Source organism: Mycobacteroides franklinii, assembly GCF_002013895.1.
Classification (GTDB): Bacteria; Actinomycetota; Actinomycetes; order Mycobacteriales; family Mycobacteriaceae; genus Mycobacterium; species Mycobacterium franklinii.
In genome coordinates, this window is the sequence record NZ_MAFQ01000012.1 from 102,971 (window position 1) to 118,385 (window position 15,415).

A 15,415-nucleotide genomic window follows, 5' to 3' on the forward strand; every position below is an offset into this window, starting at 1 on the left:
ATGACACGCGTCATCCGTTTCAACGCGTTCGACATGAATTGCGTTGCACACCAATCCCCCGGCCTATGGCGGCACCCCGATGACCAGTCCTGGCGGTATAAGGATCTGTCCTATTGGACAAACCTGGCCGAGCTGCTCGAACGTGGCCGTTTCGACGGACTGTTCATCGCCGATGTGCTTGGCACCTACGACATCTACGACGCCAGCGATGAGGCGGCCATCCGACAGGCCGCGCAGATCCCGGTCGCCGATCCCCTGCTCTTGGTCTCGGCGATGGCGCTGGTCACCGAACACCTCGGCTTCGGCGTCACCACGGGTACCGGATTCGAGCATCCATATCCGTTCGCGCGCAGGCTATCCACCCTCGACCACCTCACCGGCGGGCGGGTCGGATGGAACGTGGTCACCGGGTACCTGCCCGCCGCGGCCCGCAATATGGGTCAAACCGACCAGCCCGCGCACGACGCGCGATACGACCACGCCGATGAGTACCTCGAGGTGCTCTACAAGCTGTGGGAAGGCTCATGGGAGGACGACGCGGTCGTCCGCGATGCCGTGCGTGGTGTCTTCACCGATCCCGCGAAGGTGCACCACATCGGCCACGAGGGAACGCATTTCACCGTTCCCGGGGTGCATCTGGTGGAACCGTCACCGCAACGCACTCCGGTGATCTATCAGGCCGGCTCCTCGCCGCGCGGGGTGCGTTTCGCCGCGGAGAATGCCGAGGCGGTGTTCACCGCGGCTCCCACCAAGGAGCTGTTGCGCCAGACGGTCAGCACGATCCGTCGCGAACTGGAGCTTGCCGGACGAGATCCATACTCCGCCAAGATATTCAACCTCACGACGGTGGTCACCGGAGAGAATTCCGAAGCGGCGCATGCCAAGCACCGCGAGCTGCTGAGCTACGGCAGCGCCGAAGGCGCGCTGGTGTTCATGTCCGGCTGGATGGGCGTGGACCTGGCCCGCTACGGCCTTGACGAACCGATCGGAAACGTGGACTCCAACGCCATCCTGTCGGCGGTCGCGGCATTTCAGGCCGCCACCGCCGATGGCCGGGAATGGACGGTGCGTGATATCGCCGAGTGGGGCGAGATCGGTGGGATGGGACCACGTGTCGTCGGCTCCGGCACCGAGGTGGCAGACACCCTGCAGGAGTGGGTGGAGGAAACCGATGTCGACGGCTTCAATCTGGCCTATGCGATTACGCCCGGCACCTTCGAGGACTTCATCGAGTACGTGGTACCGGTGCTGACCGCACGTGGCGCCTATCAAAATTCTTATACACCAGGAACATTGCGGCACAAGCTGCTGGGCAATGGCGATCGCCTACCGGAGGAACATCGGGGCGCCAAGTACCGGATCGGTGGCCCGCTGTCGACGATCATCGATCGGCCGTCCACCGTGCCGTCGTCGTCGGGGTCCACGGCGCCGGCACCGACGTCCGGGCGGTAGAAACTCCTGTACCGGTCACTGCCCGCGGGGGTAGATTTCCGTGCATGACGAAGGGGGCGCAGCGCCTGCTCATCGCCTGCGCGGCGATGCTGTGCCTGATGCCCACGAGCCCCTCTCGCGCTGCGGCCCAACCACCACCGGGCTTCCCCGACCTCAGCGGTCTGCCCGCCGTCGACGCGGACCAGTACCGCAGTTACACCGGATACTCATTCATCACACCCGATGGACTGGTCTGTTTCGGGCGCGGTCGGTACCCCTACTACAGCGTGGGATGCGCTGGGACGACGGTCGGCTCGAATCGTGCGATCCTCGATATGAGCACCTACGCGCGCAGAGACGATTTACCCGCGACGATCTACGCCAGCCCGGTCGCCGAGAGTCCTACTGGCGTACGGCAACTGCCTATCAATCACACCATCCAGATGACGGCAGATGTCGTCTGCGCCGTGGTGGAACTGGCGATTACGGCGTGTGTTCTCGATTCTTCGTCCCAGACACACGGATTCGTGATGAGCCCAGAACGCAACTGGGCGTTCTAGTTACGCGTTGAGTGCGGTGGCGTCCACACCCGCGAGCGGCCAGCCGCCGGCTGCCAGGCGGGAGGCGACACGCGAAATGTCTTGAGTGGTCGGCTCGTCCTTGGTCACATCCGAGATGAACTTCTCGATCTCGTCCTTGCTCACCACACCATCGACCTGAGCGGCCGACTGGGGGTCGGTCAGCTTGGCGACGACTTCCTTGACCTGCTCCTCGGTCAGCGTGCGGCGCAGCAGCGCCAGCAGCGGAAACCGATCAATGGGGGGAACGCCCTCCGGGTATCCCGCAGACAGCCAGGAAACAATCGAACCAATAATCGATGTGCTCGTCACGGTAATAGTGTCCCTGCAGCAGGTTCACAGCGCGAGGTGACATGAGCACAGTTCACCGGTCGTTCATTTGCACCCGGTGAACAGACACTTAGCGCACGCCTGACCTGCGATTTGCGCGCGCTAAGCGCCTGTTGAGCAGGAACGGACGTCAGAAGTTCCAGTCCTCGTCTTCGGTGTTCACGGCCTTGCCGATGACGTAGCTGGAACCGGACCCGGAGAAGAAGTCGTGGTTCTCGTCGGCGTTCGGTGACAGCGCCGACAGGATCGCCGGGTTCACGTCGGTCTCCTCGCGCGGGAACAGCGCCTCATAACCCAGGTTCATCAGGGCCTTGTTGGCGTTGTAGCGCAGGAACTTCTTGACGTCCTCGGTGAGGCCGACCTCGTCGTAAAGGTCTTCGGTGTAATCGGTCTCGTTCTCGTACAGCTCGTAGAGCAGGTCGTACGTGTATTCCTTGATCTCGGCGCGCTTGGCCTCATCGACGCGCTCCAGACCGCGCTGGAACTTGTAGCCGATGTAGTACCCGTGCACGGCCTCGTCGCGGATGATGAGCCGAATCATGTCGGCGGTGTTGGTGAGCTTGGCGCGGCTGGACCAGTACATCGGAAGGTAGAAGCCGGAGTAGAACAGGAAGCTCTCCAGCAAGGTCGAGGCAACCTTGCGCTTGAGTGGCTCATCCCCCCGGTAGTACTCCATGACGATCTCGGCCTTGCGTTGCAGGTTCGGGTTCTCCTCCGACCAGCGGAACGCGTCATCGATGTCCCGCGTGGAGCACAGCGTCGAGAAGATCGAACTGTAACTCTTGGCGTGCACCGACTCCATGAACGCGATGTTGGTGTACACCGCTTCTTCGTGCGGAGTGATCGCATCGGGGATCAGGCTGACCGCGCCGACGGTGCCCTGAATGGTGTCCAGCAGCGTCAGGCCCGTGAAAACCCGCATCGTCAACTGCTTTTCGTGATCCGTGAGGGTGTTCCACGACGGTATGTCATTGGACACCGGCACCTTTTCGGGCAGCCAGAAGTTACCGGTGAGCCTGTCCCAGACCTCGGCATCCTTCTCATCGGGAACCCGGTTCCAGTTGATCGCCGAGACGCGGCTGACCAGCTTAAGTTTTTCACTCACGAGACCACTCCTGGAGAACGTCAAACAGATTCGCGGGATTCGCTGACTGTGCCACAGACACTACCCCTGGGGTGAGACATCACGGCGCAACACAACGTGTTGTGGTTAAGCGTGTCGAGCCCAATCGCAAGAATCTCCAGTGACGCAAACTTGACACGTGTAAAGTCCGTGGTCATGGGCTCATCCAGGGACAAGATCTACGGGAAAACTATCGCCATCACCGGTGCCGCACGCGGGATCGGATACGCCACCGCCACCGCACTGCTGCGCCGGGGCGCCCGGGTGGTGATCGGCGACCGTGATGTCGAGGCGCTCGCAGCCGCCGTCGAGGGCCTCAAGGAAGAAGGAAACGTCGACGCCCATCCCGTGGACGTGACCGACCCCGCCTCGTTCAAGCGATTCCTGGAGGCTGCCGGCGCCGGCGGCTCGGTCGACGTTCTCATCAACAATGCGGGCGTCATGCCGATTGGGCCGTTCCTGTCCACGAGCGACGGCGCGATCCGCTCGATGCTGGAGGTCAATCTGTACGGCGTCATCAACGGGTGTCGCCTGGCGCTTCCCGAGATGGTGGCGCGCCGTGGCGGCCAGATCGTCAACATCGCATCCGTGGCCGGCCTCATGGCGGCACCCGGCATGGCGGTATACAACGCATCCAAGTTCGGCGTGGTCGGCCTGTCCCGCGCGCTGAGCGACGAGTTCGCACCGCAAGGAGTCCAGGTCAGCGCCGTACTGCCGACCTTTACCAACACCGAACTGATCGCCGGCACTGATTCGACAGGTGCGCAGAAACCCGTCGAACCCGAAGACATCGCCGCAGCCGTGGTGCGGATCATCGAGAAGCCGCGTGTCCAGGTCACGGTCCCGAAGCCGCTCGGCGCGGTGACCACGATCGTCAATTCGCTGCCCACCACGGTGCGCCGATTCATGAGTAAGAAGGCCGGAACCGACCGCGTGTTCCTCGATATCGACACCAACGCACGCAGCGCGTACGAGAACCGTGCCGGTTCGAGCCTGGGTGTGACCAAACCCGACGGCGAATAGACCCGCTCGCGGCCCTTACTATTTGATATGTGAGCGAGAAGCACTACGACATTGCGGTAGTCGGCGGGGGCCCGGCCGGGTCATCTGCGGCCTGGCAGGCCGCCCGCACGGGCGCCAGCGTGGTGCTCGTCGACAAGGCCGAGTTCCCGCGGGATAAGCCGTGCGGCGACGGGTTGACCGCCCGCGCGGTGAGCTACCTGCAGAAGATGGGCCTGGCCAATGAGGTCGCCCAGTTCCATCGCGTCGACGGTGTGCGCGTCGACAGCGGCACTGTTTGGGAGCTCACCTTCCCCAAGCGTCCCGGCATGCCCGATCACGGGCATGTCGTGCGCCGCCCCGAGCTGGACACCCTGCTACTCAAGCACGCCGAGTCCGCGGGCGTCGAAGTACGCCAGTCCACCGAGGCAGTCGGTCCGATCGGCGATGGCAATCTGGTCAAGGGCATTGAGGTCAAGACCGCCAATGGATCGCGCGAGACCATCTCGGCCGACGCGGTGATCGTCGCCGACGGTGCCTACTCCCCCGTCAAGCGCGCGATGAACATCGACTCGGAGGTCAAGGGATACACCGCGATTGCGATCCGTGCCGAGATGGAGGCCAACCGCGAAGACTCCAACATGCTCGACATCGACCTGCGGTTGCACCATAAGAATGACGCGCTGATCGGGTACGGCTGGGTTTTCCCGCTCGGCGCGGGACGAATCAATATCGGCATCGGCTACGTCAACAGCTACAAGAAGTGGCAGGACGTCAACGCCGCACAGGTTCTCGATACCTATATGAAGAAGCTGCCGCGCGAGTGGGAGTTGCCCGATCTTGCCGAGCTGCGCAAGAACAAGGGTGTGCGCGCCTGGCGCCTGCCCATGGGATTCACCGCGTGGCCGCCCTGGCGCCCGGGTGTGCTGTTCGCCGGTGACGCACTGGGCGCGGGCAAGCCGGTCAGTGGTGCCGGCATCTCCAAGGCTCTCGAATCCGGCTTGGCCGCAGGCGAATGCGCGGTGGCGGCATTGCAGAACGCCGGCCCGCAGGACTTCACCAACTACCAGCAGCGGATGAACGACGCCTGGGGCCGGGAATACCGGCGCGGACGGATCATGCACCGAGCGCTGGGCAATCCGTGGCTGTGCGACAAGGGCATCAAGCTGATGGACAACGCGACGTTCCGCGACAACCTGCTCAAGACCTTGTACAAGCGGGCCCAAAGCCCCGGCCACAAGCACTGATCCGCGGTGTGGTCCATCCGGCGGCGGGAGATGGTGCTCGCCGCTGGGCTGTCCACTGTCGCAGGGTTTCTCGATGCGATTGGCTTTGTGCATCTGGGCGGGTACTTCCTGTCCTTCATGAGCGGTAATACGACCAGGATGGCCGCGTCCACTGCGACCCAACACTGGGAATCCGCGTACAAGGCGGCCGGTTTGATCGGCATGTTCTTCATCGGCGTGATGGTCGGCGCCATCGCCTCACGCGTCAGCGGCGAACACGAACGTGTGGTCGTGCTATCGGTCACCTCGACAACGGTTGCGGCGGCGGCGATCACGCAGGAGATGGGAGCGGGTGTCGCAGCACTGCTCGTCACGGCGCTGGCGATGGGCGCCATGAATTCGGTTTTCCAGCGCTCCGGTGAGGTCCAGGTTGGGCTCACCTACATCACCGGCACGGTGGTCAAGGCCGGGCAGCGGCTGGTCGACGCATTCTTCGGTGGACCCCGCTGGGTATGGCTGCGTTACATCACGTTGTGGGCCGGGTTGACTGTCGGCGCCGTGTTGGGTGCCGCAACGTATCACCGCATTGGGCTGGACGCGCTATGGGTCGGCTTGGCACTCTTGGCTATCGCCACGTTCACCGCATGGCTGGTGCAGCGGTCGATCCCTGCGGTTTTAGATCCGGACTAGATCCAGCACCCGCTCGACGCGGGTCGCATCTCCATCGACCGTCAAGCGTGACAACGAAACCCGATGCCATAGCGCCAGCAGCAGATCGGAGGTGGATGCCGTAATCGTGGCGTCCGGTGCGGCATCGTCGTCCACGATGCCGATGCCGCCCGCGTCGGCACGCAACAACCAGGAACCACCGGCATCGTTGGCCTGCAGGAGTATTCGTGCGCCTTGAAGATCCTCCGCGAGGCCGGCACTACGCCCGAGGAGCCTGGGCGTGAAGAGCTCCGACCACTCTGCGATGCCGTCCGCGGCCAGCGCCGCGTCGATCGGGTCAGCATCCCAGCCGCGATAGGCGCGCTCGATGTCCCAGCGGTGCACGGCCACTTCCTGCGCCTGCCTGCGATACCAGAACCTCACCGGCCGCTCACCGAACAGTGACTTCGTCGGCGTATCGATGTCCTTCGATGTCAATGCAGCGACAAGTTTGTCGGCACGCTCGGAATACCAACCGAGGATCCGCTCCCCCGCCGGAGCATCCGGGTCGACGTCTGCGTATGGAACCTTTTGCCCGACAAGGACTCCCACCGCCCAGCGATGCACTCCGCCCAGGTGAGCCACTACGTCACGTGCCGTCCAGCCCAGGCAAGACGGCACGTCACGGTCCAGGTACTCGGGCGGGGTCGCAGCGACGGCCGCCATCCCTTTGCGCAGTGCTTCCAGCCATTTGTCAGGGCTCATCCCGTAGTCGTATCACGCCCCGGCAACGACGGCCCGATGGGCCGCGGGGCAGCGTGATCGGTGGGCGGGTCAACTGGTGATCCGCATACTGGAAATACCACTTGTAAATCGATTTACTTTCAGTAAGTTCATCCTGTCTTTTTACTGTGACTCTCCGGGGGGAGTCCTATGAAAATCGGCCGTGTCCGCTGTGCACGCCTTCTGCTCGGGCTAGGAATGTCTTCAGAACTGCCGCTATCCAAGCGCCCACCGCCAACGCCGAATCCACCCAACTGCGAGCAGGTCCCCTGGGGCTTTCTGGGCTCGCTGAAGCGCGAGATCTGCGACCAGCCAATCCGAAAGGATGGGTCGTGGATGCGGCGCCAAGTCATCGGCATTCCCGCCCACTATCGCAACCCAAGCAGCAGCTGCTACAGCAGCGGCCATTGGGGCACCACCGACTGCACCTACTACCCGGGCGGCCAGGTGCCGGACAGAGTCGACAGTGACGAAACCTACGATCTGCGCGCAGACACCGTGCCCGCCGACGAGCCAGGACACATGCCCGACCCCGCACCCGCTCCGCCAGCGCCAAAGGAGCCAACGCCTGCCCCACCGGAGCCGGTCTCGGAAGATGCCTAGCTGATTACCCGACCACGGGCATCAGCGTCGGCCGCGCTCGGTCCGTCCCGGCTTGCGGGCGACCTTGCCCGCCGCAGCACGAGCCGCCTGCTTGGCCAGGGTCTTTTCCCGCGCCGTGCGCTTCGGTGCAGGCTCGGTCTGCCCACGCGATGAATCGGCCTTGCGGCCCCGCACGATCCCGATGAACTCGTCGACCGGGGCTGGCTGCCGCCCTTCCGGGAAGGCAAGTGCGACAGGGCATGTGGGCGCGTCAGCGATTGGACGGTACGTGAGGTCCTTGCGGTGATACAGCCGCGCCAGTGACTGCGGAACGATAAGCGCACCCAGTCCTGCGGCGACGAGTTCTATTGCATCCTCGGTGGTCTCGGGCCGGTGATCGACCGGAATGCCGGGAGCGCCCACCCAGAAGAGGACGTCGTCGAGTGGGAGCAGTACCGGTTCGCCATCGAGGTCTGCGGCGGTGATCGTGTCGACGGCACTGAGCAGGTGATCGGTGGGCACCACTGCCACCGTTATCTCTTCGTAGAGAGGGATGACGGCGAGCCCATATGTATCGGCCGGCAGCCGCAGCAACGCGACGTCCACGGTGCCGTCCCGCAGCGCGTCGGCGGCATCTGCCGCGGCGACGGCGCGCAACTGCAGTGGGGCCTTGGGATGACGCTCGGCCCAGATTCGTGCCCACTTCGCAGGAGTCCCACCCGGGACGTATCCGAGGGTGAGTGAGGGCGAGGTCACCGCCTCAGGCTACCGATAAGCTGAACCCATGAGCAGGCCCAACGCGCAGTCCATGAAACCCGCCACCGCGGCGAAAAAGCTGGACGTGTACCTGCAAGCGACACCCGCGGAGTTCCAGGAGAACCCGATCACCCGCGCCGAGCTCGCGGCGCTGCAGGCTGACCCACCGCAGTGGCTCAAGGACCTCCGCAAGGACGGGCCGCACCCGAAGAACCTCGTGGCAGCCAAGCTTGGTGTTTCGATCTCCGGTCTCGCGCGCGGCGGCGTCGATGGTCCGCTCACCACCGAGCAGATCAACGAGTTGCTCGAGGAGAAGCCCGAGTGGCTGGTCGCGGAACGCGAGAGCTATCAGAACGTGCTCCGTGAGGAGCGACGCGTGAAGGCGCTGCGGGCGGACAAGGCCCGTTGATCCGTTAGAGATCAGCTGCTGCCCGTCGGCTACAGGTTCAGCGGCAGTTTCGCGATGATCGGGCCCGTCGGCGAGGCCGAACCCTGGCCTTTCTCGACGGTGAATGCCAGTGCGGTGGAGTCGTTGAGTCGGGGTATGACCGCTGTTGTCGACGGTGCGACGGCCTGAGCATCCATGGTTCCCGCTGACTCCGGCCCGCTGTCGCCGATCAGCCACATTTGGTAAACAGTGCCGGGTTGTGGTGGTGCCACATTGTTCATCACCAACACCGCCGTGTTCTTCTGCCGCGAATAGACAACAGTTGCCGTACCGCCGGTGGGGATGTCACCAGTGACGGTCCGTACGTCGGTGGCGGTGAAGACCTGCTGCGCGGTCGGAGGCGGAGGCCGCAGAATAGTGCCGATCCCAGCTGCCGCCAGCCCGATAGCGGTGGCGGCCGCCACAGCAATCAGAGGCGCTCTCCAGCGGTTGATATCTATTGCCCCGGAATCTCTTTGGATGTCCCGGGCCACGATCTTGAGCAGTCGCGGGCGAAGCCGGGCCGGAGGTTCAACCGCGGTGCTTGCCGCCAGGGCCGCCATCGTTTCCCGTGTAGCGCGCACTTCCTGGGTAAAGGAGAGGGTTTGTTCGGCGGCGCCGACTGACAGCCACCTGTCGATCTGGTCTCGTTCATCATCGGGCAGCGCATGCAGTGCGTATGGGGTGGCGGAGGTGATGAGGTCGTTGGGTTCGGTCATGGTGTCCCCAGGCATCGGCGCAGCGCCTTGATCGCGTCACGCATCCGAGATTTTATGGTTGCCAGATTCGCGGCAAGCCGTTGCGAGACTTGGTTATAAGTCAAACCGTCGTAGTAGGCCAGATGCAGGCATTGGCGTTGTGCATCAGTGAGTGTTTCGAGGCATTCGGTGACTTGCCGCTGCTCTTCGCTACGGATCACCGATTCAGTGACCTCGTCGGCGGCACGCTCGACAGTGGCTGCGCCGTAGCGTGACTCGCGGTCGGCCGCAGATTGCTCCGAACGCACGCGGTCGATGGCGCGGCGATGAGCCAAGGTCATGATCCAAGCCAGAGGCGATCCGGCGGTCGGGTCATAACTTTGGGCTGAACGCCAGATCTGCAGGTAGATCTCTTGCGTTGTCTCTTCGCTATAGCCAGGGTCCCGTAGCACCCGCAGCACCAGCCCGTAGACGCGTGAGCGAGTCTGATCGTAGAGCGCGGCGAATGCCGCGGTATCGCGGTCAGCGACATTGCGCAACAGGGCATCCAGGTCGCCAGGCACGCCCGTGAGCCTAAACGCATCGCGGACAATGTTCACAGCGATTCGCGTTTCGGGGGACGTGGCAGGATAAATGAAACCCGGCGTTGGTAGTCGACGAATCCGGGCCGCCCGGCCATTGCCTTCTCGGTGCGGCGGCCACCGGTGGCATAGACCAGGAAATATGTCATCAGCAACGGGTAAGGGACCGTTGCCAACGATTGCCAACCCGTAATGGTGACCAACCACAGCCCCCACCACACGCAGGCGTCGCCGAAATAGTTCGGGTGCCGAGTCCAGGCCCATAGACCCTGGTCCATGATCCTGCCCTTGTTGACTGGGTCCTCTTTGAAACGGCGCAGCTGATAATCACCCACCGCTTCGAAAAGCATTCCGACGAACCATAATCCGATACCGGCGCCCAACACCGGCCACAGCGATTCCGGGGTGGGCCCTTCCACGGCTGAGCGCTGGATCGGTATGGATACCAGCCACGTGGCGGCGGCTTGGATGACGAAGATCTTGCGCAGCACATGCGGCACAGAGAAGTCGCCGCCTAGCAAGTCGCGGTACCGCGGATCTTCGCCTTTCCCCACCGATTTCACCAACATGTGCCATGAGAGCCGGGCGCCCCATATGCCGATGAGCGTGAGCAGCAGAACCTGGCGCTGCCGGTCACCGCCACCGAACGTAGTGCACACCGCGGCCACTGCGATGAACCCGAGGCCCCACGCGACATCGACCACGTTGTAGCGCCCGATGCGGTGGCCGATCAGGAAGGCGACACTGTGCACGGCCACCACGACGCACAGCGAACACGCCATCACGGTGAAGAAGTTCATTGTCGACCTCGCTGGAAAATCCATTGGTGGACATCGAGATACCCGGATCGGAACCCGGCCTCCGAGTACGCCAGATACAGCTGCCACATTCGATAGAACGCGTCGTCGAATCCCAGCGCCAACACGCTCTCGCGCCGAGCCGCGAGCCGCTGACTCCATAACCGCAGCGTTTCGGCATAGTGCGGCCGCAGGGACATTGTCTCGATGGTCCGCAAATGCGTGTTATCAGTGGTCGTTTCGGTGATTGCCCGCACCGAGGGAAGTAGGCCGCCAGGGAAAATGTACTTCTGTATCCAGGTGTGGGTGTTGCGACTGGCCATCATCCGCTCATGGGGCATGGTGATGGTTTGAAGGGCCAGCCGGCCGCCTGGTCTAAGCAATCGGTCGATGGTTTGGAAGTACGTTGTCCAGAAATCGAACCCGACCGCTTCGAGCATCTCTACCGACACGATCGCGTCGTATTGGCCTTGAACGTCTCGATAATCGCACAGCTCTATCCGTACTCGGTCGGACAGCCCGGCAGCTCGCACCCGCCGCTGTGCCAGTTTCTGTTGCTCGCTCGACAACGTGACCGACCGCACGTGCGCCCCGCGCGCGGCGGCCGATAGGCACAATTGCCCCCAACCTGTACCGATCTCGAGAACTCGGGTGCCGGGGCCTACCTGTGCGTGGTCCAGCAAGCGATCGATCTTGCGGTGTTGGGCATCCACCAGCCTCTCTGCTGAGCTCGGGATGTGGTCGAACAGTGCACACGAGTACGTCAGCGTCTCGTCTAGAAACAGGGAGAAGAACTCGTTCGACAGGTCATAGTGATGCTCAACATTGCGCTGGGCCTGTGGTGGCTCGTTGCGCTGAGCGTGCGGGACGCGCGGCACGGCGAGATGCCGGAAGCGTTGCAAGATAGGGGGAATCAACTCCCCCATCGATGCTGCCCACGGGGTGAGAAAGTCGGCCAGATCGTCGCAGTCCCAGTCTCCATCCGTGTAGGCCTCGCCGAATCCAATCAAGCCGGAGCGACCCAGCCGTCGTGCCAGTGCCTTCGGCCGCCGAACTCTCATGGTGGGCAGGGACGCATCTGCTGCCCCCACAACGGACCCGTCCGGGTTCACCACCCGCACCGGGAGCCGCGCGGCCGCACGGCGCAGCAGCTTGTCAGCCACTACCGCTCGTGCCGTCGCAAGCGGCCCGGAAGGAACCGGCGCGATATCCGGCCCGTAGCGCGATCTGATATCGCGCACATCGGCAGTGGCGCCGTCGAGATGACCGTTCACGCTATCCTTTCCCTCTCGTGTGCAGGTGTGCGCTCTACCACCGGTAGCCCTTTCAGCCACAGCCTGATCCCTTCTTTACGGATGGCCAGCGCACCCATGAGTGGCGCCAGGGGCGCAACGGCCTGCAACCACAACAGTTCACCGACCCGGGCCCGGCGGCGGGTGCCGCGCACCGCGGCGAAGAACGGCAGATGTCCGCCTCGCCGCAACCAGACACTGATGTTCAATGTGTCGCCGGGACGCGTGGCTCGAACTCGGTATTGCCCGTCAACACCGTTGAATGGCGATACGTAAAGCTGTTTGTCCACTGTGGAATTGGTGGTCGGGGGCAGCAGGTATGCGTGCCGTCCGCCATAGGTGTTGTGGACCTCGGCAATGATGTGGGCGAGATTGCCGTGGCGGTCGTGGCACCAATACAGGCTGAGCGGGTTGAAAACGTGGCCCAATACCCGCGCCTGCAGCAGCGCGGTGACCACACCGCCGCCCAGTTCTACCCCGTGCGAGGCCAAGAATCGGTCCACCCGTTGGCGCAGCGTGTCGTCGACATCTCCCTGGAAATGGTCCCGTGCTTGGAAATTGGCGAAAGCGCGCAGGCCGAAGGGCAGGCGCGGCGGTCTGTCGATATCGATGTACCAGCAGTAGCCCCGATAGGCGAACCGGTGTGTCACCGGCGAACGCCGCACGTGGATGATCCGGGTGCGGTAGAGGCAGGGAACCATCGTCGCCGAATTCATCGCGCCCCCACGCGATGCTCGCGCTTGTCGGCCGCACCAACCGGCCAGTCCCGGCCCAGTGCTTGTGCGGCGCGTAGGCCCGAGGCGGCACCGTCCTCATGGAAACCCCATCCGTGGTACGCACCGGCGAACGTGATGCGGCCATCGTTGAGGCTTGGCAGTCTGCGTTGGGCGGCAACAGATTGCGACGTATAGACCGGGTGCTGGTAGGTCATTTCGGCAAGCACCGTCCCGGGGTCTACCAGGTGCTCGCCGCCGAGGGTGACCAGAAGCCTGCGCGGGCCGGGCAATCTCATCAACCGGGTGATGTCATACGTCACCACGACGCTTTGGGCGCCGCCGCTGCACAGATAGTTCCACGACGCACGGGCGTGTGGATATCGCGGCAACAGCGACTCATCGGTGTGTAGTTGCGCGGAATTGCTCACGTACCCAATGGCTCCCAGCACCGCACGCTCGGCAGCGGTGGGCTGTGCCAGCAGAGCCAGCGCCTGATCGGGATGCGTCGCGATCACGGCGGCATCGAACACCTTCGGCGGGTGACCCGCCGCCGTGACCACAACGCCCTCAGGAATCCTTCTGACCTGGGCGACAGGGGAGCCGGTGAACGCCTCGTACAGGCCGCGCACCACGGCATCGACATAGGTGCGCGAACCCCCGGTGACTGTTTTCCACTGCGGCGACCCGAATACCGACAGCATGCCGTGATGGTCCAGGAACCTGAACAGGTATTGCGCCGGGTACGCCATAGCCTGCCCGGGCGGGCACGACCACACGGCGGCCACCAGTGGTGTCAGGAAGCGGCCGAGGAAGAACTGTGAGAAACCCAGCTGCCGAACAAAATCCCCGAGACTCAGAGCCTTGTCGTCTGCCTCCGGGGCAGCCAGCAATCGGCGGGCGTGGCGATGAAACCGCTTGATCTCTGCCAGCATCCACAGATAGCGAGGATTCGCTGTCGCGGGCGAAGCAAAGAGGCCGCGCACGCCCTTGGCACCGGCGTATTCCAGCCCGGTGCTGTCATCGCGCACCGACATCGACATATCTGTGTCGGCGGTGGCGATACCGAGTTCATCGAACAATCGGCACAGTGTGGGGTAGGTCCGGTCGTTGTGCACCAAGAACGCGGTGTCGACGGCAGTGGGCACACCGTGGCCTGCATCGACGAACTGCGTGTGAGCGTGGCCCCCGAAACGCCCATCAGCCTCGTACAACGAGATCCGATCGTAGGCGGAGAGCACATGAGCTGCGGTTAATCCGGCCACCCCACTGCCGATGACGGCGACGGACCGTGACCCGCCGGGGCCAGATATTGCACTCACATCCCGTATTCGGAGTAAACCTGCCCGCGGATGGGTATTGCCTTTATCGGGCGGCGGCTCGGCGCGGGCTCGGCCTTTTTGTGCAACCGACCCATCCGGATGACGTTCGGCACCGAATGACAACAGAGCCGCACGCACATGCCCCCTGGAGCGCGGCCCGTCCCGTGCGCCCGCAGAAGGAGGGCCGGCAGGTAGACGTTTCCCGTTCCGCCCACGAAAGGTTCCGTCCAGATGCCAGAATCACCGCGGCTTCGCCCGCACTTCGCCGATGTTCAGGCCCATTACGACCTATCGGATGACTTTTTCCGCCTTTTTCTTGACCCGACCCAGACATACAGCTGCGCCTACTTCGAGCGCGCCGATATGACTCTCGAGGAAGCCCAACTTGCCAAGATCGACTTGGCGTTGGGCAAGCTGCACCTGGAGCCTGGGATGACGCTGCTGGATGTGGGGTGTGGTTGGGGCGCCACGCTCAATCGTGCTTTGGAAAAGTACGACGTCAACGTCATCGGGTTGACTCTGAGTAAGAATCAGAAGGCACACGTCGAAAAGCTTTTGGCGGCATCGGCGAGCACCCGGTCAAAGAGCGTCCAGCTGCACGGGTGGGAGGAGTTCGACGGCAAGGTCGATCGGATCGTATCGATCGGCGCGTTCGAACATTTCGGCTTTGACCGCTACGACGACTTTTTCACGTTCGCCTACAACGCCCTACCCGATGACGGCGTCATGCTGCTGCATACCATCACCGGATTGCACCCCAACGAGATCATCGCCAAGGGCCTGCCGCTGAGCTTCGAACTGGCGCGTTTCATCAAATTCATGGTCACCGAGATCTTCCCCGGTGGGCGGTTGCCCTCCATCGAGATGGTGCGAGAGCATGCCGAGCGGGCGGGCTTCAGCTGTACGCGCGTACACCAACTGCAGCCGCACTACGCCAAGACCCTGGACCTGTGGGCGGCAGCACTCGAGGAACACAAAGACGAGGCCATCGCCATCCAGGACGAGGTTGTGTACGAGCGTTACATGAAGTACCTCACCGGATGTGCGAACTACTTCCGCATCGGCTACATCGACGTCGCCCAATTCACCCTCCCGAAGCTGCACATCCCATATCTCGAGAAGTAGCGAT

18 protein-coding genes are annotated in these 15,415 nt (G+C 63.4%); 8 read left to right on the forward strand and 10 right to left on the reverse strand.

All coding sequences use genetic code 11. The features are described from left to right. A complete protein-coding gene (locus tag B4393_RS20515; RefSeq protein WP_078335648.1) occupies positions 1-1,452 on the forward strand; it encodes an LLM class flavin-dependent oxidoreductase in 1,452 nt (483 codons plus the stop codon). Between the two features lie 44 nt (positions 1,453-1,496). Next, positions 1,497-1,991 (forward strand): hypothetical protein, encoded by a 495-nt coding sequence (locus tag B4393_RS20520; RefSeq protein WP_078335649.1) that lies wholly within the window; start codon positions 1,497-1,499, stop codon positions 1,989-1,991. Here the strand turns inward: B4393_RS20520 and B4393_RS20525 are convergent, their stop codons facing one another. Further along, positions 1,992-2,321, reverse strand: a complete 330-nt coding sequence (locus tag B4393_RS20525) for a DUF3349 domain-containing protein (RefSeq protein WP_078335650.1) — start codon at positions 2,319-2,321, stop codon at positions 1,992-1,994. 148 nt (positions 2,322-2,469) lie between these two features. Further along, positions 2,470-3,444 (reverse strand): class 1b ribonucleoside-diphosphate reductase subunit beta, encoded by a 975-nt coding sequence (gene nrdF, locus B4393_RS20530; protein WP_070938867.1) that lies wholly within the window; start codon positions 3,442-3,444, stop codon positions 2,470-2,472. Between the two features lie 174 nt (positions 3,445-3,618). Between nrdF and B4393_RS20535 the strand changes: the two genes are divergently transcribed. From B4393_RS20535 to B4393_RS20545, 3 genes are read left to right on the forward strand one after another with little or no spacing between them, the layout of a single operon-like run. Continuing rightward, a complete protein-coding gene (locus B4393_RS20535; protein ID WP_078335651.1) occupies positions 3,619-4,485 on the forward strand; it encodes an SDR family oxidoreductase in 867 nt (288 codons plus the stop codon). A gap of 29 nt (positions 4,486-4,514) precedes the next feature. Further along, entirely contained in the window at positions 4,515-5,708 is a 1,194-nt protein-coding gene (locus B4393_RS20540) for an NAD(P)/FAD-dependent oxidoreductase (protein WP_078335652.1), read from the forward strand. A gap of 30 nt (positions 5,709-5,738) precedes the next feature. Further along, positions 5,739-6,377: a YoaK family protein gene (locus B4393_RS20545; RefSeq protein WP_078335653.1), complete on the forward strand. Its 639-nt coding sequence runs from the start codon at positions 5,739-5,741 to the stop codon at positions 6,375-6,377. Here the strand turns inward: B4393_RS20545 and B4393_RS20550 are convergent. Then, entirely contained in the window at positions 6,363-7,100 is a 738-nt protein-coding gene (locus B4393_RS20550) for a maleylpyruvate isomerase family mycothiol-dependent enzyme (protein ID WP_078335654.1), read from the reverse strand. The two genes, B4393_RS20545 and B4393_RS20550, sit on opposite strands and share 15 nt — an antisense overlap. 216 nt (positions 7,101-7,316) lie before the next feature. On the opposite strand from B4393_RS20550, the gene B4393_RS20555 reads away from it, so the two are divergent. After that, complete coding sequence (locus B4393_RS20555) at positions 7,317-7,721, forward strand: CDGP domain-containing protein (protein WP_462021631.1); 405 nt, start codon at positions 7,317-7,319, stop codon at positions 7,719-7,721. A 21-nt stretch (positions 7,722-7,742) separates the two neighbouring features. Here B4393_RS20555 and B4393_RS20560 read toward each other — a convergent pair whose 3' ends face one another. Then, entirely contained in the window at positions 7,743-8,456 is a 714-nt protein-coding gene (locus B4393_RS20560) for a LysR family transcriptional regulator substrate-binding protein (protein WP_078335656.1), read from the reverse strand. 28 nt (positions 8,457-8,484) lie between these two features. On the opposite strand from B4393_RS20560, the gene B4393_RS20565 reads away from it, so the two are divergent. After that, a complete protein-coding gene (locus tag B4393_RS20565; RefSeq protein ID WP_078335657.1) occupies positions 8,485-8,865 on the forward strand; it encodes a DUF5997 family protein in 381 nt (126 codons plus the stop codon). A gap of 29 nt (positions 8,866-8,894) precedes the next feature. Here B4393_RS20565 and B4393_RS20570 read toward each other — a convergent pair whose 3' ends face one another. From B4393_RS20570 to B4393_RS20595, 6 genes are read right to left on the reverse strand one after another with little or no spacing between them, the layout of a single operon-like run. Continuing rightward, a complete protein-coding gene (locus tag B4393_RS20570) occupies positions 8,895-9,602 on the reverse strand; it encodes an anti-sigma factor (protein ID WP_078335658.1) in 708 nt (235 codons plus the stop codon). Beyond that, on the reverse strand, positions 9,599-10,144 hold the full coding sequence (locus B4393_RS20575) for a sigma-70 family RNA polymerase sigma factor (RefSeq protein WP_078335703.1): 546 nt from the start codon (positions 10,142-10,144) through the stop codon (positions 9,599-9,601). Before B4393_RS20575 ends, B4393_RS20570 begins: the two co-directional genes overlap by 4 nt. A gap of 32 nt (positions 10,145-10,176) precedes the next feature. Then, positions 10,177-10,962: a DUF1295 domain-containing protein gene (locus B4393_RS20580; RefSeq protein WP_078335659.1), complete on the reverse strand. Its 786-nt coding sequence runs from the start codon at positions 10,960-10,962 to the stop codon at positions 10,177-10,179. Further along, positions 10,959-12,233, reverse strand: a complete 1,275-nt coding sequence (locus tag B4393_RS20585; RefSeq protein ID WP_078335660.1) for a class I SAM-dependent methyltransferase — start codon at positions 12,231-12,233, stop codon at positions 10,959-10,961. Before B4393_RS20585 ends, B4393_RS20580 begins: the two co-directional genes overlap by 4 nt. Then, positions 12,230-12,967, reverse strand: coding sequence for a DUF1365 domain-containing protein (locus B4393_RS20590; RefSeq protein ID WP_078335661.1), 738 nt, complete (start codon positions 12,965-12,967; stop codon positions 12,230-12,232). Before B4393_RS20590 ends, B4393_RS20585 begins: the two co-directional genes overlap by 4 nt. Next, positions 12,964-14,286, reverse strand: coding sequence for an NAD(P)/FAD-dependent oxidoreductase (locus tag B4393_RS20595; RefSeq protein ID WP_191988835.1), 1,323 nt, complete (start codon positions 14,284-14,286; stop codon positions 12,964-12,966). The genes B4393_RS20590 and B4393_RS20595 overlap by 4 nt, the downstream gene beginning before the upstream one ends. 231 nt (positions 14,287-14,517) lie before the next feature. Between B4393_RS20595 and B4393_RS20600 the strand changes: the two genes are divergently transcribed. Then, positions 14,518-15,411, forward strand: coding sequence for a cyclopropane mycolic acid synthase family methyltransferase (locus tag B4393_RS20600; RefSeq protein WP_078335663.1), 894 nt, complete (start codon positions 14,518-14,520; stop codon positions 15,409-15,411). Positions 15,412-15,415 lie beyond the last annotated feature (4 nt).